The sequence below is a fragment of the Schaalia sp. JY-X159 genome, assembly GCF_014525425.1.
GTDB lineage: Bacteria > Actinomycetota > Actinomycetes > Actinomycetales > Actinomycetaceae > Scrofimicrobium.
Map to the genome: position 1 here is coordinate 448,567 of NZ_JACEXI010000002.1, position 17,873 is coordinate 466,439.

General features: G+C 57.9%; 14 protein-coding genes and 2 tRNA genes. 7 read left to right on the plus strand and 9 right to left on the minus strand.

The window, feature by feature from the left end:
* Positions 1-147 precede the first annotated feature (147 nt).
* The 3 genes from IDL90_RS04970 to IDL90_RS04980 are packed head-to-tail and all read left to right on the plus strand — an operon-like array spanning position 148 to position 2,643.
* Entirely contained in the window at positions 148-1,143 is a 996-nt protein-coding gene (locus IDL90_RS04970) for a glutamate ABC transporter substrate-binding protein (protein ID WP_187994571.1), read from the plus strand.
* A gap of 40 nt (positions 1,144-1,183) precedes the next feature.
* Positions 1,184-1,825 (plus strand): amino acid ABC transporter permease, encoded by a 642-nt coding sequence (locus IDL90_RS04975; protein ID WP_187994572.1) that lies wholly within the window; start codon positions 1,184-1,186, stop codon positions 1,823-1,825.
* Positions 1,822-2,643 (plus strand): amino acid ABC transporter permease, encoded by an 822-nt coding sequence (locus IDL90_RS04980; protein WP_187994573.1) that lies wholly within the window; start codon positions 1,822-1,824, stop codon positions 2,641-2,643. Before IDL90_RS04975 ends, IDL90_RS04980 begins: the two co-directional genes overlap by 4 nt.
* Here the strand turns inward: IDL90_RS04980 and IDL90_RS04985 are convergent.
* Entirely contained in the window at positions 2,617-4,461 is a 1,845-nt protein-coding gene (locus IDL90_RS04985; protein ID WP_223175186.1) for a glycoside hydrolase family 2 protein, read from the minus strand. The two genes, IDL90_RS04980 and IDL90_RS04985, sit on opposite strands and share 27 nt — an antisense overlap.
* A 171-nt stretch (positions 4,462-4,632) precedes the next feature.
* Between IDL90_RS04985 and IDL90_RS04990 the strand changes: the two genes are divergently transcribed.
* The 3 genes from IDL90_RS04990 (at position 4,633) to IDL90_RS05000 (ending at position 9,033) form a co-directional block, all read left to right on the plus strand.
* Complete coding sequence (locus tag IDL90_RS04990) at positions 4,633-5,469, plus strand: PRD domain-containing protein (protein WP_187994574.1); 837 nt, start codon at positions 4,633-4,635, stop codon at positions 5,467-5,469.
* A 148-nt stretch (positions 5,470-5,617) separates the two neighbouring features.
* Entirely contained in the window at positions 5,618-7,531 is a 1,914-nt protein-coding gene (locus IDL90_RS04995; RefSeq protein WP_187994575.1) for a glucose PTS transporter subunit IIA, read from the plus strand.
* 23 nt (positions 7,532-7,554) lie between these two features.
* Complete coding sequence (locus IDL90_RS05000) at positions 7,555-9,033, plus strand: glycoside hydrolase family 1 protein (protein WP_187994576.1); 1,479 nt, start codon at positions 7,555-7,557, stop codon at positions 9,031-9,033.
* Positions 9,034-9,108: 75 nt separating this feature from the next.
* Here the strand turns inward: IDL90_RS05000 and IDL90_RS05005 are convergent, their stop codons facing one another.
* From IDL90_RS05005 to IDL90_RS05020, 4 genes are all read right to left on the minus strand, one after another.
* Complete coding sequence (locus IDL90_RS05005; RefSeq protein ID WP_187994577.1) at positions 9,109-10,695, minus strand: HNH endonuclease signature motif containing protein; 1,587 nt, start codon at positions 10,693-10,695, stop codon at positions 9,109-9,111.
* Between the two features lie 143 nt (positions 10,696-10,838).
* Positions 10,839-11,666 carry an NAD(P)H-hydrate epimerase gene (locus IDL90_RS05010; protein WP_187994578.1) on the minus strand — a complete coding sequence of 276 codons (828 nt, stop codon included), beginning with the start codon at positions 11,664-11,666 and terminating at the stop codon, positions 10,839-10,841.
* Entirely contained in the window at positions 11,659-12,057 is a 399-nt protein-coding gene (locus IDL90_RS05015) for a GntR family transcriptional regulator (protein WP_187994579.1), read from the minus strand. Before IDL90_RS05015 ends, IDL90_RS05010 begins: the two co-directional genes overlap by 8 nt.
* The gene (locus IDL90_RS05020; RefSeq protein WP_187994580.1) at positions 12,041-13,018 is read right to left on the minus strand and encodes a DUF1648 domain-containing protein; all 978 of its coding nucleotides are present in this window, start codon (positions 13,016-13,018) and stop codon (positions 12,041-12,043) included. Before IDL90_RS05020 ends, IDL90_RS05015 begins: the two co-directional genes overlap by 17 nt.
* Positions 13,019-13,182: 164 nt before the next feature.
* Here IDL90_RS05020 and IDL90_RS05025 point away from each other — a divergent pair, with 164 nt between their 5' ends.
* Positions 13,183-14,241, plus strand: a complete 1,059-nt coding sequence (locus tag IDL90_RS05025; protein WP_187994581.1) for a mechanosensitive ion channel family protein — start codon at positions 13,183-13,185, stop codon at positions 14,239-14,241.
* 100 nt (positions 14,242-14,341) lie between these two features.
* On the opposite strand, the gene IDL90_RS05030 is transcribed toward IDL90_RS05025, so the two are convergent.
* The 4 genes from IDL90_RS05030 to gyrA form a co-directional block, all read right to left on the minus strand.
* A tRNA-Ala gene (locus IDL90_RS05030) sits at positions 14,342-14,414 on the minus strand.
* A gap of 203 nt (positions 14,415-14,617) precedes the next feature.
* A tRNA-Ile gene (locus tag IDL90_RS05035) sits at positions 14,618-14,694 on the minus strand.
* A gap of 91 nt (positions 14,695-14,785) precedes the next feature.
* Positions 14,786-15,235: a DUF3566 domain-containing protein gene (locus IDL90_RS05040; RefSeq protein ID WP_187994582.1), complete on the minus strand. Its 450-nt coding sequence runs from the start codon at positions 15,233-15,235 to the stop codon at positions 14,786-14,788.
* Positions 15,228-17,753: a DNA gyrase subunit A gene (gene gyrA / locus IDL90_RS05045; RefSeq protein ID WP_316930293.1), complete on the minus strand. Its 2,526-nt coding sequence runs from the start codon at positions 17,751-17,753 to the stop codon at positions 15,228-15,230. The genes IDL90_RS05040 and gyrA overlap by 8 nt, the downstream gene beginning before the upstream one ends.
* Positions 17,754-17,873: the final 120 nt, after the last annotated feature.

The window sequence follows — 17,873 nt, forward strand, 5'->3', positions numbered from 1 at the left end:
ACATTTGGGGCCGACGCTGGCCCGCCAAATGGCAAGCGCGTGTTTCGCTGACGATGGACAACCCCCTCTAGCGCCACCTTCTACGCCTACATTTGTTAATCAACCAGTCTGTGCAGGCAAAACCTTGTGCAGCGGTAAGGAGAAGAAATGACCACGACGACAATAACCCGCAGGCGACGTTTTGCCCCTATTGCGGCTGCCATGGCGGCTTCCGCCCTCATCCTATCTGCCTGCTCAGGCGGCACATCCACAGAGACTCCCGCGTCCGGACAGAGCGCTGAGTCTGGTTCCGTGGAGCCTTCGGGTGCATTCGACAGTGGCAACGCCACGTATGACGAGGTCGTTAACCTCGGACCTGTTGCCGACGAAGCCACCATTGCGGCTTCAGAGTGGGCCACCAAAGTGAAAGAGTCCGGCGTACTCCGCGTCGGAGGCACGGAAACATCCGACCTCTTCTCAAAGCTAGATCCGGTCACCGGCAAAGTGATTGGCTTCGATGCCGGAATGTCACAGCTTCTAGCGCGATACATCTTCGGGGATGCGACCAAGACCTCACTGACGCAGGTCAGTGTTGATACACGCGAGGAACTCCTGGTCAATGGCCAGGTGGATGTCGTCATCGCTACCTACTCAATCACCCCCGAGCGCAAGGAGCGGATCGACTTTGCAGGCCCCTACTACTCCTCTGCTTCCGCTGTGCTGGTGAAGTCTGACAACACGGATATCCACAGTGTGGAAGATCTGGCGGGCAAAACAGTAGTCACTCAGGCGGGTTCCACCGGTGTGACAACCATCGAGGAGTTCGCTCCCGAGGCCGAAGTCCTAGCACTGCCCGATCATGCACAGGCAGTTGAGGCACTCAAACAGGGTCGAGCTGATGCCTACGTCATCGACCAGACGCTATTGCTCAATGCAGTTTCACAGAATGACGACCTGATGATTGTTGGCGAACCGTTCGGCGATGAAGACCTGTACGGAATCGGTGTACAAACCGACACGGACGGCACTACCTTCATCAATGAGTGGCTTGAGACCATCTTCAGCGACGGGACCTGGCTGGCACTGTGGCACGCAACAATTGGCGAGATGACCGGTGTTTTGACAGAGCCAACCGCGCCAGCGATCGGTTCGGCAGGTAACTAGCCGCCCCTCCCGTGTAACGACAACGAGATAGGTTCCAATCGTGGTCCTATGGCAATATCGCGATCTCTTCTTTGAAGGGCTCCTAGTAACTCTGCAACTAACTGTGCTGAGTTTCTTGTTTGCGATGCTTGTCGGGACCGTCATGGCCATCTTCCGGATCAGCCCGATCGCACCCCTGCGCGCGGTCGGGCTGATCTACGTCGACATCTTCCGTAACGTCCCACTGCTGAGCCTCATCATCGTGGTGGTTTATGCCCTGCCCGAAATTGGTCTGATGTGGAGCTACAACAACTCCGTCATTATCTCCATGAGCCTGGTCGGTGGCGCCTTCATCTGCGAGTCCTTGCGTGCCGGCATCAACTCGGTTCCTGCTGGCCAAATCGAGGCGGCCCGCTCACTGGGTTTGGGCTTCACTGGAACCGTTCGCTACGTGGTACTGCCCCAAGCATTCCGTTCGATGGTGCAGCCGCTTGTTACCACCTTCATAGGAATCTTCCTGTCGTCCTCCCTGGCGGGCACAGTCGGCGTCATGGACCTCACTGCGACAGTGACCTACATCAATAACAGGGAGGCCCGGGGCCTCATGACCTTCATGGTCGCCGCAATCATCTACCTTGTTATCTCCCTGGGCGCGGGTGCCATCGGCGACCGACTCGAACGTAAGCTGCGGGTGCTGCGATGAGTACCATTCTGTTCGACGCGCCCGGCCCCAAAGCACAGGCACGCATCCGCGCCATCACGGTGGCTTCCACGCTTCTTATTGCAGCGGCGCTCGGCTATGCGATCTACCTGTTTGGCGTCAATGGACAGCTGGCTCCTGAGAAGTGGGAGGTCTTCACGACGTGGCCCATCATCCGTTACCTGCTAAACGGCTTAGGAAACACACTTCTTGCGGCGGCCGGCTCCGCTGCGATAGCGCTTCCTCTGGGTGTCGTCCTCGCCCTCCTGCGCCTGTCCCCAACAACCTGGGTGCGCTGGATTGGGACGGCAATCATTGAGTTCTTCCGCTCAATCCCACTGCTTCTGCTGATCTATATTTTCTTTATTGCTCTCCCGAAATATGGAATCAACCCCGACCTGTACTGGAAACTGGTGATCCCCATCGGCCTCTGCTCCGGCGCCACGATTGCAGAGGTGTTCCGCGCCGGTATACTGGCACTTCCACGCGGGCAGACCGAGGCCGCGGAGGCCCTGGGGCTGACCCGTGCGCAGACCCTGCGCTACGTAGTGTTCCCGCAAGCGCTTCGCCTGGTGATGCCGTCCCTGTTGGCACAGGTTGCCATCCTCATCAAAGACACAACCCTGGGTTACGTCGTGTCCTACAGCGAGCTCCAGTACAGCGCGAAGGTCTTGGTTTCCAACACCGGAGACCTCATCCAAACCTATCTGCTGGTAACGCTCGTGTTCATCGTGGTCAATGTGGCAATCACCCGCACGGCCGACCGGTGGAGCAAGCGCCAGCAACGCCGCTACCTACAGGCCGGCCGCTCGCTCGCGTAGTCCTTCGTTCAGCGCACACACCGTCTCCGCCGGGATTTTGAGGACGCGCCTGTCGTAGGTGAGCAGGCCATTGACCTCTTCTTCCACGTCACTTAGCTGCGTGTACACCGTTGCACCCAGCCCCCGGTCGACAACTTTGGGAAGATTCACGGCGTGAAGCTTGGTGAATGCGGCGGCCAGAGCGGCCTCGTCCGGGTAGTTTTGGTAGCCAAAAGTCTTCCGACCCCACAGATGTCCTGGCACCTCTAACCCCAGCCCCCCGTATTCGGTGAGGGCGAGGACGCGCCTGTCGCTCGTCGGTCGCCCGCGCCCCACCATCGTCGGAGGTCGGAAGTAGACATGACGGGAAAACAGGTCGCCCCCGCCCTGGTCAAACCACCCAGAAGCGTGATCCACGGGCCGGGTCGGATCCAGACCGCGGACCATTTCGGCGACGAGGGCGGCATCGAACTGACCCCATCCCTCATTGAACGGCACCCACATGACGACAGAGGGCGTCGAGTAGAGCAGCTCGATCATGTCAGCCAGTTCCGCCGCGAACATGCGCAGCCCGTCGCTGTCCTGGCGCCCCAGCAGTCGCGTGGGGCGGTCGGGAAGCCAGTAGGGTACAACGGCGCGACTGACCTGCAGTGATTTGCGTGGCGGTCGCCCCCCGTTGACCGCGTCTTGCCACACCAGCATCCCCAGGCGATCACAGTGGTGGTACCAGCGTTGTGGCTCAACCTTGATGTGCTTGCGCAGCATGTTGTAGCCCATGTCTTTGGCGGTGGTGATGTCGAAGATGAGGGCTTCGTCAGCGGGGGCGGTGTATCCACCATCGGGCCAGTATCCCTGGTCCAGGAGGCCGACCGCGAAGTAGGGTTCACCGTTGAGGAGGAGGGCGGGATGACTGTCCTCACGCTCCCCCACCCCCAGGGTACGTAGTGCGAAGTATGAGGTGACTTCGTCCTCGTCGTAAGTGACCCGCACAGGGTAGAGGAATGGATTCTCTGGGGACCACCACTGTGGATTGGCCACTGGGACAACAGTCGGCTCATTGACGGGGATATCCACATCGAGGTCGCTTTCCCCGCGCGGTGTGGAAGAGGGCGAACCGTCTCGATATAGGTCTGGCGCGCCAATCTGCAGTCGGGCCGTTCCTTCGCCACCGGCAACCACCGTCACCTCCACACTGTCCAAACCTGGGGTGAAAACGAGCTTGTGGATGTGGGCGTCCGGAACAACCTCAATCCACACGGTCTGCCAGATCCCGGACTGCGGGGTGTACCAAATGCCGCCCGGTGTCAACGACTGCTTTCCCGTTGCGAAGTAGGAGGTGTCTGTGACATCCCGAACCGCCACGGTCACCGTGTGTTCTGTGGGACTGGAGGTATGAGGAGAAAGTGCGTCCGTGATGTCGATGGTGAAGGGTAGATAGCCACCGATGTTGCCCCCGACCTCGACCCCATCGACGGCAACGCGGCAACTTTGATCAACTGCCCCAAAGTGTAGGAGGACGCGGTGGCGTCCATCCACGGCACCCTCCTCGATGGTAAATGTCCGCTGGTACCAGAGGGTTTGTGAAGGCATCAGCGTCCGGTTTACCCCGGACAGCGGCACCTCGGGAGAGAACGGAACGATGATCTCACCCCGCCAATCGGGCGCCGTCATCGGGCCTGCGGCGTCTTCCTTGCTGTCAACAATGGCGTACTTCCAGGGCCCGTTCAAGTTTGTCCAGTCGGCGCGCACCATCTGGGGGCGTGGGTAATCCGGCAAAGGGTTGCACGAATCCAATTGCTCACCCCACGGGGTCAACATCACCTCGACCACACCGCCCACTTCCTTCACATTTGTTGTTGTAGCAACGCTACCGTCTCAAGTTCCTTGCGCGGAGCATCTGACTGTGTTAGTTTCAGATTGGTCGGAAGCGTTATCGTCAGAGCGCCACTCTCAACCCCGTTACTTTGGGGATGCGGAGTGGCTTTTTTCATGCACAAAGGGGGTGCTCGAATGAAAGTTGTCAAGGTCTACAACAACAGCATCGTCCTCGCACGCATCCACGATCGCCACGTCATTGTCATCGGCACAGGGTGTGGTTTCGGGAAGAAGCCTGGCGACGCAGTCGACCCAACGAAGGTGGATATGCGTTTCCCATTCACCAGTGATGAACTGGAGAAGTTGAATCTAGGTTTGCTTGAGCAACTTGACTCCAGAGACCTCATTGCGGTGAAGACCCTGGTGAACCGAGCCGAGGAAAAGCTCGGATATACGTTCCGCCCCAGCATGCTTTTCTCTCTGGTTGATCACTTGCGCAACTCTGCGACACGCACCTACCCCGACGATGAGCATCCGTTTCGGTGGATCGTCAAGAAGCTGCACCCCAATGAGTACGAGGGCGCCAAGTGGATGATTGAGGAACTCGCGAGCGGGCCCCAAAAAATGTCGATCCCCCACTCAGAAGCAACCGCAATCGCACTGCACATGATCAACAATCAAGATGCCTCAACGATGCCTCAGAGCATTGACGACACCATGCATGTGCTGCGGGTCGTCACCCTCGTCGAGTACAAACTAAATCGCAGCCTCGACAGGAATTCCTTGGGCTATTCACGGTTTGTCACCCATCTGCGATTCCTCCTCAACCGTATTGCCCACCCGGACATGGTGCAGGAACCAGAGAACAACCGCCTCTTCCAAGTCATCTACGAGGAGGCGTCCCCGGTTGCCCGCGAGATTGTTGAATCGATTTCTCTCTACGTTGAGGAATCGTTCGGACAACCCATCGGAGACGCGGAAAGGGGGTACCTACTACTACACGTTCACACGTTTGTTGATGCCTCCAAGTAGCATCAGCAACCGTCACCAATGAGGGTGGCGAACCCCGGGAGTTACATTCAGTTGGCTTTACCCCGCATTTCTGCACCTGCAGAACTGTGGGGTTCTTGTTTCAAGAACCCCTTACAACCACAAGAACAAATCCAACGAAGGATATGAAATGGCCAAGAAGGATTACGATGCACTGTCGGTGCAGTTGCTCCAAGAAGTTGGGGGCCCCGACAACATCGCTCAGGTTTACCACTGCATAACGCGCCTGCGCTTCTCACTGAAAGATCAGAAGAAAGCAAATGTTGAGAAGATAGGCAAGATTCCCGGCACGAGTGGGGCGCAGTTTGTCGGCAGTGAGCTGCAGGTCTTCATCGGACCTGATGTGAAAACGTCGTACGACAACCTCATGACCCACTATCAACCCAAGGAGGACGAGGGCGACGCGCCTAAGAAGTCCGTCCTAGACAAAATCACCGGCTTCTTTGCCGCAATCTTCCTTCCCGTCCTCCCGGCACTTGTCGGCGGCGGCATGGTCAAATCCCTGACGGTATTGCTGCAGACCGCGGGGTGGCTGAGCCCCGAGAGTGACTGGTCGGCAATGCTGAACATCATTGGCGACGCGACCTTCTGGTTCCTCCCGTTCATCCTTGCGGTCACTTCCGCACGCTTCTTCAAGGTTAACCAGACGCTGGCTCTAGTTTTGGCCGGAACACTCATGTATCCGACCGTCATGAATGGTCTCAGCGAGGACGTTCACGCTTTGACCCTGTGGGGCATCAACATTCCTCTGCAGAGTTACGCATCCTCCGTCATCCCCATCATTCTCTCCGTGTACCTGATGAAGTGGGTTTACAAACTGATCGAGCGAATCATCCCGGACACCGTAAAGATTGTCTTCGTTCCCACCCTGACCCTGTTGATCACGGTGCCGCTCGCCCTAGCGTTCCTCGCACCGTTGGGCTCGTATGTTGCCGGCGGACTGGCCGCCGGGGTGACCTGGCTTTTTGAAGTCTCTGGCTTCATTGCCAGTGCGATTCTGGGCGCACTGATCCCTGTGATCGTAATGTTCGGCATGCATACAGCCTTGCAACCCCTGATGCTGCAGAACGTTCAGTCCATTGGCTACGACTACATGCTGCCGCTGTTCTTCTTCCAGACCCTAGCGATGTCGGGCGCAGCCTTCGCAGTCTTCTTCAAGACGCGCAACGTCGACCTGCGCGGTACTTCAGTTTCTACGGGTATCGCAGCATTCCTGGGCATTACAGAGCCGGCAATGTATGGCGTCAACCTTCCCTTGAAGAAACCTTTCATTGCAGCGCTGATCGGCTCGGGCACAGCTGGTGCAGTCGGCTACCTACTTGGTGTTCGCGCCTACGCATTCGCACTTCCATCTGTCCTGTCCATTCCGACCTACATGAATGCAGAGCAAGGTAGCACTTTGGCTGGCGTCCTCATTGCTGCTGCCACCGCGTTCGCCGTAGCCTTTGCGATCACGGTGGTGTGGTGGAAGGGCAGCTCTGCGACGGCTTCTGAGGCAGCCGATGCAGGGATTGCGCCCTCCGCGGTTGAAGGAAACGGCGACGCCGTCATCCTCCACAGCCCGCTGGTCGCCGGGACCACTGTCGCCATCGGAGGCGTGAACGACCCGAGTTTCGCGAAACAACTGCTAGGACCATCACTTGCCTTCGTGCCCACAAATGGAACGATCATTTCCCCGGTCGACGGTATCGTCACGTTGGTTGCCGACACGGGCCACGCCCTCGGCATCAAGTCGGACGGTGGAACAGAAGTGTTGCTTCACGTCGGAATTGACACCGTCAAGATGGGTGGGTCGCCATTCACTGTCAAAGTGGCTGTCGGCGATCAGGTCACCACCGGCCAGGTCCTTCTGGAAACCGACCTTGAAGCTCTACGCAGCAACAACGTTGATCCGACGGTCATTCTGGCCCTGACGAACACCAAGGCCGACTGCAAGGAAGATTTGCTTCACCCCGGCACCGAGATCACGGCAACCTCCCCCGTCGCGAAAGTCGCTACGGCCAGCGCCACTGCCATCCCCGCCACAGCAACCGCACGCAACTAACACTGCAGAGAGAAGAGTTTTCAATGATTAAGAACGATAGTCTGACATTTCCTGAGGGGTTTCTCTGGGGAGGCGCAACCGCAGCCAACCAGATCGAGGGTGCTTTTGACGAGGGCGGAAAGGGGCTGACGACCTCGGACTTCGCCCAGTACAAAGAGAAGGTTAGCGACGGCGCGGACAACTTCACCTTCGAGGTGTCATCTGTAGAGTTTGACGAACTCATGGCCAACGGTGGGAAGGGTGACGGCGTCTACCCGAAGCGGTGGGGAATCGATTTTTACCACCACTACAAAGAAGACATCGCACTATTGGCGGAAATGGGATTCACAACGTTCCGCATGTCGATCTCATGGCCACGGATCTTCCCAACTGGCTTGGAAGCCGAGCCCAACGAGGAGGGCCTAGCCTTCTACGATGCAGTGTTTGACGAACTGTTGGCGAATGGGATTGAACCACTGGTCACACTGTCACACTACGAGCCGCCTGTGACCCTGACCGACAAGTTCAACGGTTGGTTGTCGCGGGAAACCATTGAACCATTCGTTCGCTTTGCGACAACATGCTTCGAACGCTACAAGTCAAAGGTGAAGTACTGGATCACGTTCAATGAGATGAACATGAATCTGGTGAGCGTCTACACGGGCGGCGGGGTGTTGGCTGAGCGTTCAGACCGCCCGCTGCGTGAGGTCGCCTTCCAGGCATCACACCACCAGTTCCTGGCCAGTGCACTCGCTGTAAAGGCTGGCAGGGAGATCCTTCCAGCAGACGCAATGATCGGCTGCATGATCAACCGGCACCAGTACTACCCACTGACAACCAAGCCCGAGGACGTATATCGCGCGTGCAAGGATGACCAGATCAACCTGTTTTATTCAGACGTGCAGGTGCGTGGCTACTACCCCGGGTACATGTTGCGCTACTTCGATGAGCAGGAAATCAACGTGGTCATGGAAGAGGGTGACGACGCGATCCTTGCCGAGGGAACGGTCGATTTTGTGGCGTTTAGCTACTACATGTCGCACCTGTCCAAGGACCATCCGGGAGCCGATGCAACTGCAGGACACTTCGTCGGTACCGACAAGAACGAGTATTTGGAGCTCACCCAGTGGGGTTGGCCCATCGATCCTGTTGGGTTCCGCATCAGCCTCAATGAGATGTGGGATCGCTACCAAATTCCGCTCTACCCGGTCGAAAACGGCCTCGGTGCGAACGATGTGCTCGAGGAGGATGGGTCTGTCCACGACCAGTACCGCATCGACTACCTCAAGTCCCACCTCATCCAACTGCATGAAGCCATCAAGGACGGCGTGCAAGTCCTCGGGTACACGACCTGGGGACCCATCGACTTGGTTTCCTGTGGAACCTCGCAGATGTCAAAGAGGTATGGGTTCATTTACGTGGACCAGGACAACTACGGCAAAGGCAGCCTTGCGCGCAGCCGCAAGGATTCCTTCTTCTGGTACAAAGACGTAATTGGCTCAAACGGCGCCGCCCTGTACTGATCCCCCGGGGTAGCTGCCAAACCAGTGGGGCGCGCTCCGAAGAGTTTTCGGGCGCGCCCCACTTCTCTCAGGCACTTAGGTCTCTGGGAAGGCAGACGGACGCCTTAAAACGCGCGGCGGCTTATGTTTCTCGATTCGCCACCAAGATTGGCTTGGGTCCCTCCACTCTGGCGCCCTAACGTGAGGAACACCGTCCTCCATTCGCACATTCCACCCGTTTGCCTCAATGTGGCGGTGATGCGAATAGCACAGCATCACCCCATTGTCGGTATGCGTCGCTCCGCCCTGAGCATGGGGAGTGACATGGTGGATTTCGCACCAGTCAGCCGGTGTCTGGCAGCCCGGTATTACACATCCACCATCCCTTGCCAGGATTGCACGCCTCTGATTAGCGGTGAAGATTCGCTGCCGGCTTCCCAACTCAATGATCTTTCCCTTGGAGTTGGTGGCGTAGTACTGGATAGATCCGGCACAGGTAGCATGAGCCACCCCTATGCCAGAGATGCGGAGTTGCCCCTGGTTGGTCTGGACCGTGCCTGCGCGACGCTGCTGCATGTCCTCTTGGGTGGTTTGAATCATCACGGTCAGCGGCCCTCCACCCAGAGAGGGGAGGCCCTTTGAGGTCGCCGCCACGTTGAGGATCGCGGCCAATGCGTCATGGCGCAGCTGGGTCGGGGTACCGTGCTCGATACCATTTTCAAGCATGAAGCGGGCGCGGTTCTCTGCTGCGGTTGTGGGATCACTCAAGTCGGGTACGGCTGGACGGTAGGAGACCCCCTCCACCCCTCCCACAGTGGTTCGCGGCGAAGTAATCGCGTTGACCATGGCTTCCAACGTGGCGGCAACTTCGGGGAGAAGCTTCCCGCGGATCGGCACCAGCCCTTCACGTTCGCGCCCAATCGAGAAGCACCGCTCCTCACAGGTCATGCGATCTTCAAATGTCACCTTGAAGTCCAGCCACTCCACCTCAGCATCTGTGCACGCCTTACGCAACTCATCAAAGTGCATGGCCATCACAGGTCCCGCGGTGCTCGGGGATGCCATGGCGCGGATTGCTTCAAATACCTCGGCACGACTGGGAGCGGCAGCTCCTTCGACAGAGTCAACGGATTCCCGCGTGGTTGTCATGCCAAGAGCGCGACCCACAAGGTAGGTCTCCATCTCCATAGATGTTTCGGTGGGTGCAAGCACCTGCTTAGAAACAGTCGCAACAATCTTCGCCGCACCCAGTTCGGTCAGGCACCCCGCATCAAGGCCCGCAGCAACTAGAGCAAAGGGAGCTCTACCCCATTCCTCATCACCACGGCATCCAGGTCTGGGGAGGACTTCCGCTGCTAGCCTGACGCGTTGACGGGCTCGATTCAGAGTTGAACCAGTAACGTTCCGCACCAGTTCTGCAGTGTTCACATATCCAACCTGATCTTCTAGGACCTGATCCACTTGTATAGAGGAGAGGTTTCGATCCAATGCGCCAGCGCAAGCAACCTCCACGCCCTCTAACCGCCTCACGGCGAATGCTGCCACCCTCGTGAGCTCCAACAAGTCAGGGCTTGGCATGGCAGCAAGTTCTGCCGCGGTTGGCAGGATGGCTAGTGCGTCTTGCAGCGCGCGCACCGTCGCTCCAGTTGAGGATGCCGTGCCGGTAGCAACCATCTCAACCATGACCCACCTCTTCCCATACCTAACTGTCCGAGTCGACCAGAGACCCAGCAGCGAACCCACCCAATCGAACATTTGTTCTATAGAGAAACCCTAACAAGGGGTTCCGACAAATGACCTTTCCGACAGGAGGCCAAGGAAAGTCGCTAGTCATCCACAATCGTGTCACCGACCCGCAATATCCTCTGAACTTCCGCTTCACCGGTCGCATCCATTTTTGCCAACTCGTCCTCGAGCCCGATTTGCACCAGAATTACTTCGCCGACCAACCACTTTGCGTCATCCCTGACCAAGCCCTGCTTGACGCCACCAAACGTCACAGTCACGTCAGCCGCCAAGGACACGCCAGGACATTCTCCCGTGTCAGGGTGCATGCCGCTGGGTATATCCACTGCAACCACCTGGTGCCAGTATCTTGCGCCGTCTAAGAAGTCCCAGATGTCAGAAACCAGGTCCGCAGCTTCCCCACGAAGAGACGGGTCGGGACCTGTGCCGGTGCCCAGGATCCCATCAATGACGAGGTCGTAGGGGGAATCAGGACGTTCACTCCCAGCAGCAGTGGCGACTGCTTCCAGCGTCTCGCTAACCTCAAACGGCAGAACCCGCTTGGCTCCGGCCGCGAGTGCTGCGTCCATACCTTCCTGGTGCCACCGGGTGGCCACCGGAACCACGTCGACCTGAACCCCAGCATCCGCCAGCAACGCGCCCGCATACAGCGCGTCTCCCCCGTTGTTGCCACTGCCGACGAGGACGAGGGCGCGTCGCCGCGCGACCGGTGCAACTCCCCTTTCGCCCTCGGTCAATCCCAGCTCTGCTAGTGCAACTTGAGCCAGCGCCCATGACGCCCTCGCCATGAGCGGGACACCATCTTCGAGCAACGGTTGTTCGGCCTCCCGGACTTGCGCGGCGGTGTAGGTTGGGACGCTGTTCGAAGCGCCCTCGAAGATCTTCAGGCGTGCGTAGTAGTCAGTCATGCTTCGATTCAACACCTGTTGGGCGTCTTCCGTCACCAGAATCTGCGCGGCGTGAGCGAAGCAATGAGATGACACCCTCGACGTCGATACCCGCACGTTGCGCCTGATCCAGTAGTTCGTCCGCGGCGGTCGCGAGGCTGGCCAGACCAACAGCCTTTTCGGTCACAACCGCCCCCCGCCCGCGCCGCAGTTCCACCAGTCCCTCATCGCGTAACATCTGGTACCCCTTGAGGACCGTGTGCAGGTTGATACCCAACTGGTCGGCAAGGAGACGAGCCGAAGGGAGCCTCGTGCCCGCGCCGACCTCGCCGGTTGCGATCTGCTTGCGAACTTCCCCTGCGATCTGGGAGAAGAGGGGTTCATCCGACGCCTGGTCAACTAGTAGCAGCATCGCGACCCTCACGCTCCCGCTCGACGAGGGCGGTTAGTGTAGCGGCACCCCTCCGAGCGTCCTCGCATGTAACCACAAACACCCGACCATTCGTCAGGGTTGTCTGTAAGGCGGGCCCTTTGCGTGTGACGACCGCGGTTCCCTGGGGGCTGCTGCGCCATCCCCATCCACCCCACTGTTGAAATGGGTGAACGTCTACGACCTCGACCGAAGCTATTTGCGAAAGGTCGATACGCCGCCGGGGCCATCCCAACACTGAGCGAACCAGCAGACCCTCCCTCCCCACTGACACGTGAAACACTGCGAATGCTATTGGCAGTATCGCGAGTAGAGCGGCAACTAGGAGCAGGTAGTGAGGCCCACCGGCGACACCTAATATAGCCACGACCACCCCCATCCCGATCACTACGACAGTGAATGGGAGACTCCCAGTGGCCGAGGACGTCCACACCGCCACTTCTCCGGGGCTTAACTTGAGCGGAGCAACGGCGTCACCACTGGGACCGCGCTCGGATGAAGTTGGCATTAGAAGGTAGGCCACCACCCCGAACGCAAGCGAAACCGCTGCGCCTATCAGGATCAGGGGCACTATCCCTGGGGCGTCCTCGGCGGAAGCAACCCCACGTTGGATAAGGACCGAACCAGCCAAGATGATGCCCATGAAGAAGGACAGGCCCACGGTTGTGGCCACGATCATGCGGGTGGTGGTCGTATACACGGTCTGCCATGCCGACCTGACCGCGGTTGCGCCCATCACCAGAGGCAACACTCCGGCAAGACCCGCGGTCATCGGCACGTAAACCCACCTTGGCGCAAAGCCATCCGGTGCGCCATCAAACCCCCAGTGGACCGCTGCGGGATTGGGGATCTGCGGCAGCCAGATGAGGACGAGGACGGTGGCAACCACGCCGACTACAAGCGGTACGCCCACTGCAAGGGAGGCTACGAGGTTCTTTCTCATAGTTCTAACTATACTAGAATAACTAGATTATAAACGTCTCACCCAGCGTAACGAGTCCTGAGAAGTAGTATTTAGAGAGATGGGAACCGATTCCACGCTGAGCGTGCACCATTCAGTCAATGGTTCGGCCCTGTTCTTGAGCCAGACGGACGATTGGGAGGGTCATGGGACCTGAGTGGAGTTCCCTGGGCGGCTTTGCCCTGGCTGTTGGTCTGGCTGTGCTGGCAGAAGTCGCCCTCTTCATCATCCTCAGGCTGTCTACCCAAATTCTTCGGCGTCGCCACCCTCTGCTCATGGATCAATACACACGTGCCCGTCGCCAGCTTCTGATCCTCTCAGGGGTCATATTCCTCCTCATCGCTGTAGCGACGTCTTGGCCACATGAAGGTTCTAAAACGGTCCTGCAACACGTTCTGGTGATCGCAACCGTGGCCGCAGCAGCCGGGTTCCTCACCTCCGTCGTCACGGGGACGATAAACAACATTCGCTCCCACCACCCCATCGAAGGAGATGACGACCAGAACTCTCGCCGTATCCAAACGCAGCTCTCTTTGATCAGGGGTTTCGTCAACGCCGCAATCTGGCTTGTTGCGCTTGGTTTTGCCTTCTTCACTATTCCCGGAGCAGAAGCCGTCGGAACCAGCATCCTCGCCTCCGCCGGCGTAGCCTCTGTCATTGCCGGTATTGCAGCCCAATCTCTCCTCGGTAACGTGTTCGCCGGACTTCAATTGGCGTTAAGTGGCTCGGTTCGCGTTGGCGACCTTGTCGTCGCAACGGGACAGCAAGGGCGGGTCGAGGAAGTAACTCTAACAACCGTGGTTGTGAAGACTTGGGATGGTCGCCACCTAGTGCTCCCGTCGACATACTTCACGACAACACCATTTGAGAACTGGACTCACGGCTCCTCCGAGATGATGGGTGTCGTGCAACTAGATGTTGACTGGCGGGTTAGCCCCGCTTCCCTGCGCAAGAGACTGGAGGAAGTACTTGCGAAGGCACCCCTGTGGGATGGAAAGTCGAGCGGCCTCATAGTAGAGGACGCCACCGGGGGTGTGGTTCGCGTTCGCGCCGTGGTCAGCGCGGCGGATTCAAGCGACCTATTTGACCTCCGGGCGCAAGTCCGTGAGGAACTGGTGGAGTGGATATCGTCCCAGGCTACCGATGCGCTACCTGTAACAAGGACATTGGCAGAGGGCGCAGCACCGCCACCGGCGCAAGCATAGTTGATACCCTGGACATGCACCCACCAACGCGGAGGTTTTTCCGGGGTAAGTACAGCATCGACTTTCAAAATACAGAGCCGATGGCTTGGAGCATAAAAAGTGGAGCCGAGGGGACTTGAACCCCTAACCCCCTGCTTGCAAAGCAGGTGCGCTACCAATTGCGCCACGGCCCCTACGTTGGATTTCCGAGGCCGAAACCCCAGTCATCCCGCTTCCTCCGACTAGTTCCCGTTACCGGGCTTGATCTGATGCCAGAAGCGATCGTTGTCCATCATATCCATAACCATTGAAGTTGCAAGAATGGAGGTTCCTAGAACCGCAGTGGCAATCACTACACTTCCAAAGAACTTCATCCCACACCTTTCGGCCTAGTTGATGGTGGGCCTAGATGGACTCGAACCATCGACCTCAGTCTTATCAGGACTGCGCTCTAACCAACTGAGCTATAGGCCCATCAACAATGAGAAAGACTACCTGTCGCCACCGCGAAACTCCAAACCAAAACGGGCATCAAAAGGTGCGATTCCGCTCACCGTCCTCAGACTCACTCATCCATCAGGGATACCTTGATGCCACCAACCAGGGTTGCGATCAGGTTGTAAAGCAGAGCAATCAGAGTTGAAATCGCCGTGAGGATGACGATATTTCCAACACCGATGATGGTTGCGTAAGAGATGACACGTGGTAGACGTACAAACTCCAGAAGAGAGAGGAATCGCTCCGCACCCAGCTCAATCAGGAAATCCTCGACAGTTCCAAATACATTCATTCCGTCGAGGACGAACCACACCACAATGACCCCGACAACGGTGGCAATCCCGAGAGCGATCGACAACAAGAATGAAGTCTTAAGAATTGACCAGGGATCAATCTTGGCAATTGTTAGCTCAACGCTGCGCGGCTCATCAACGTACTGCACAGCCTCCGGCTCCGCACTCTGGTACGCGTCGTAATCCGCAACAACTACTTGGTCAACCTCAACCTGCTCAGTCATCTGCGTTCTCCTCACCGCTAACTGTGTCTCCCTGGTCTTCTACAGCCTGGTCTGACTCTACCTGAGGCGCTTCATCATCCACCTGCGACTCAGTGTTTCGAGTTACTGCGATTAAGCGGTCGTCCTCGTCTGGACGCGCAAGGATCACCCCGGCCGTGGTTCTACCTGTCGGACGGACGTCCGAAACGTTGACTCTCACGATCTTGCCGCCCTCGCTGATCGCCAAGAGCTCTTCGTCACCTGACGTAACCAAGGCCCCCACAAGTGCGCCGCGGTCTTCTCGAACGTTGGCAACCTTGATTCCCAGTCCGCCGCGGCCCTGCACCCGGTACTCAGAAAGCGGAGTCCGCTTGGCGTATCCGCCCTCGGTCACCACCACGAAGTCAGCATCGTCAACAACAACTTCCATCGTCAGCAACTCATCGCCGCTACGGAGTTTGATGCCACGGACACCCGAGGTCGTGCGCCCTGTCGGCCGCAAGGCTTCATCGGACGCCTCAAAACGCAATGACATGCCTTTTCGTGTAACCAACATGAGGTCATCATCCGAGTTGGCAATGCGGGCCGACACGAGTTCATCCGAGTTTCCGTCCTCGTCCTCACGAAGGTTAATCGCGATAACGCCGGCTGACCGAGGTGAGTTGTACGCGGACAACGCGGTCTTCTTCACCAACCCGTCACGGGTCGCGAGCACCAGGTACTCCGCATCGTCGTAGGTGGTGATTGCCATGACTTGCGCGATCGTCTCACCCGGTCGGAACGCCAACTGGTTGGCGACATGCTGCCCCTTCGCGTCCCTACCGCCCTCGGGCAACTCGTAGGCCTTGACCCGGTAGACCTGGCCCTTATTTGTGAAGAAGAGCAACCAGTCGTGAGTGTTGGTGACGAAGAATTGCGCGATCTCATCATCGGTGCGCAAAGACGTGCCACGTACGCCCTTGCCCCCACGCTTCTGGGCCCTGTACTGGTCCAGTCTGGTCCGCTTCGCGAAGCCCTCACGGCTGATGGTTACGACAACATCCTCCTGGGGAACCAGAGCCTCAATGGAAATCTCTGGCCCATAGGGGACAATCTTGGTGACTCTGTCATCACCAAACTTCTCATCAATTTCGGCAAGTTCCTCGCTGATGATCTCTCTCTGCCGCGCAGGACTGTTGAGGATTCCCTGTAGCTCTTCAACACGTGCGGTGATTTCAGCATGCTCATCAAGAATTTTCTGGCGTTCCATGGCTGCCAAGCGACGCAGCTGAAGTGAGAGGATCGCGTCAGCCTGGACTTGATCAACCTCAAGCAGCGTCATCAAGCCTTGGCGCGCCTGCTCCACTGTGGGGCTACGACGAATGAGGGCGATGACTTCGTCAAGCAGGTCAAGTGCTTTCAGGTAGGCCTGAAGAATGTGCAGGCGCTCCCTGGCCTTCGCCAGTCGGAACTGCGTGCGTCGCACGATGACGTCAATCTGGTGCTTGACCCAGTAGTGGACAAAGCCGTCAATCGACAGTGTCCTTGGCACCCCGTCAACCAGCGCCAACATGTTGGCGGGGAACGACTCCTGAAGCGAAGTCCTCTTATAGAGGTTGTTGAGGACAACGGTTGGAATCGCGTCCCTCTTCAGCACAATGATCAAACGCTGACCATTGTGTCCTGAGGTCTCATCACGAATATCAGAAATTCCCTGGATTTCACCGCTGCGAGTCAACTCGGCAATCTTGGCGGACAGTGTGTCCGGATTGACCTGATATGGCAACGCCTTGATGACCAGGCAGGTGCGGTTGTGGATCTCTTCAACATCCACAATGGCACGCTGAACAATGGAGCCGCGTCCAGTTCTATATGCGTCCTCAATGCCCTTGTGTCCAAGGATTGTCGCCCGCGATGGGAAGTCTGGGCCCTTGATCCTTACAAGGAGGGCTTCGAGTAGTTCCTCGCGTGTCGCTTCCGGATTGCTCAGATACCACTGGACGCCATTGATTACCTCCCGCAAGTTGTGGGGAGGAATACGGGTCGCCATACCGACTGCGATGCCTTCAGATCCGTTGACCAAAAGGTTTGGGTATCGGGCAGGAAGAACCACAGGCTCCTGGTTTCGCCCATCGTAGTTGTCTTGGAAATCAACCGTGTTCTCATCAATGTCGCGCACCAGCTCCATTGAAAGTGGCGCCATCTTGCACTCCGTGTACCTGGGAGCTGCCGGGCCGAGGTTGCCAGGAGAACCGAAGTTGCCCTGCCCAAGCACCAGCGGATAACGCATTGACCAGGGCTGAACCATGCGCGCCAAGGCGTCATACACGGAAGCGTCACCATGCGGGTGGTAGTGCGACATCACGTCACCGACAACACGCATGCACTTATAGAAGCCAGCATTGGGTCGGTAGCCACCGTCGAACATGGTGTAGATGATGCGACGGTGGACGGGCTTCAGCCCATCTCTGACGTCTGGCAGTGCACGCCCAACGATTACGGACATTGCATAGTCCAAGTAGGACCGCTGCATCTCATTCTCAAGATCGACCGGGTCGATTCGCCCGTGCGTCTCTTCCCCGTCCGGGTCGGCGCCTACAACAGTGTCATCAACACGGACTTGTTCGAGGGCGTCCTCGGTGTCATCTGCTACAGCGTCAGCAATCTCTGAGGGCTCAAA

What these genes read in the sequence shown, in the direction of transcription:
- IDL90_RS05020 (WP_187994580.1), bottom strand. Translation starts at nt 13,018, where the DNA reads ATGAGAAAGAACCTCGTAGCCTCCCTTGCAGTGGGCGTACCGCTTGTA.
- IDL90_RS04995 (WP_187994575.1), top strand. Translation starts at nt 5,618, where the DNA reads ATGGCCAAGAAGGATTACGATGCACTGTCGGTGCAGTTGCTCCAAGAA.
- IDL90_RS05025 (WP_187994581.1), top strand. Translation starts at nt 13,183, where the DNA reads ATGGGACCTGAGTGGAGTTCCCTGGGCGGCTTTGCCCTGGCTGTTGGT.
- IDL90_RS04980 (WP_187994573.1), top strand. Translation starts at nt 1,822, where the DNA reads ATGAGTACCATTCTGTTCGACGCGCCCGGCCCCAAAGCACAGGCACGC.
- IDL90_RS05000 (WP_187994576.1), top strand. Translation starts at nt 7,555, where the DNA reads ATGATTAAGAACGATAGTCTGACATTTCCTGAGGGGTTTCTCTGGGGA.
- IDL90_RS05005 (WP_187994577.1), bottom strand. Translation starts at nt 10,695, where the DNA reads ATGGTTGAGATGGTTGCTACCGGCACGGCATCCTCAACTGGAGCGACG.
- IDL90_RS05040 (WP_187994582.1), bottom strand. Translation starts at nt 15,235, where the DNA reads ATGACTGAGCAGGTTGAGGTTGACCAAGTAGTTGTTGCGGATTACGAC.
- IDL90_RS05010 (WP_187994578.1), bottom strand. Translation starts at nt 11,666, where the DNA reads ATGACTGACTACTACGCACGCCTGAAGATCTTCGAGGGCGCTTCGAAC.
- IDL90_RS04990 (WP_187994574.1), top strand. Translation starts at nt 4,633, where the DNA reads ATGAAAGTTGTCAAGGTCTACAACAACAGCATCGTCCTCGCACGCATC.
- IDL90_RS04970 (WP_187994571.1), top strand. Translation starts at nt 148, where the DNA reads ATGACCACGACGACAATAACCCGCAGGCGACGTTTTGCCCCTATTGCG.
- IDL90_RS05015 (WP_187994579.1), bottom strand. Translation starts at nt 12,057, where the DNA reads ATGCTGCTACTAGTTGACCAGGCGTCGGATGAACCCCTCTTCTCCCAG.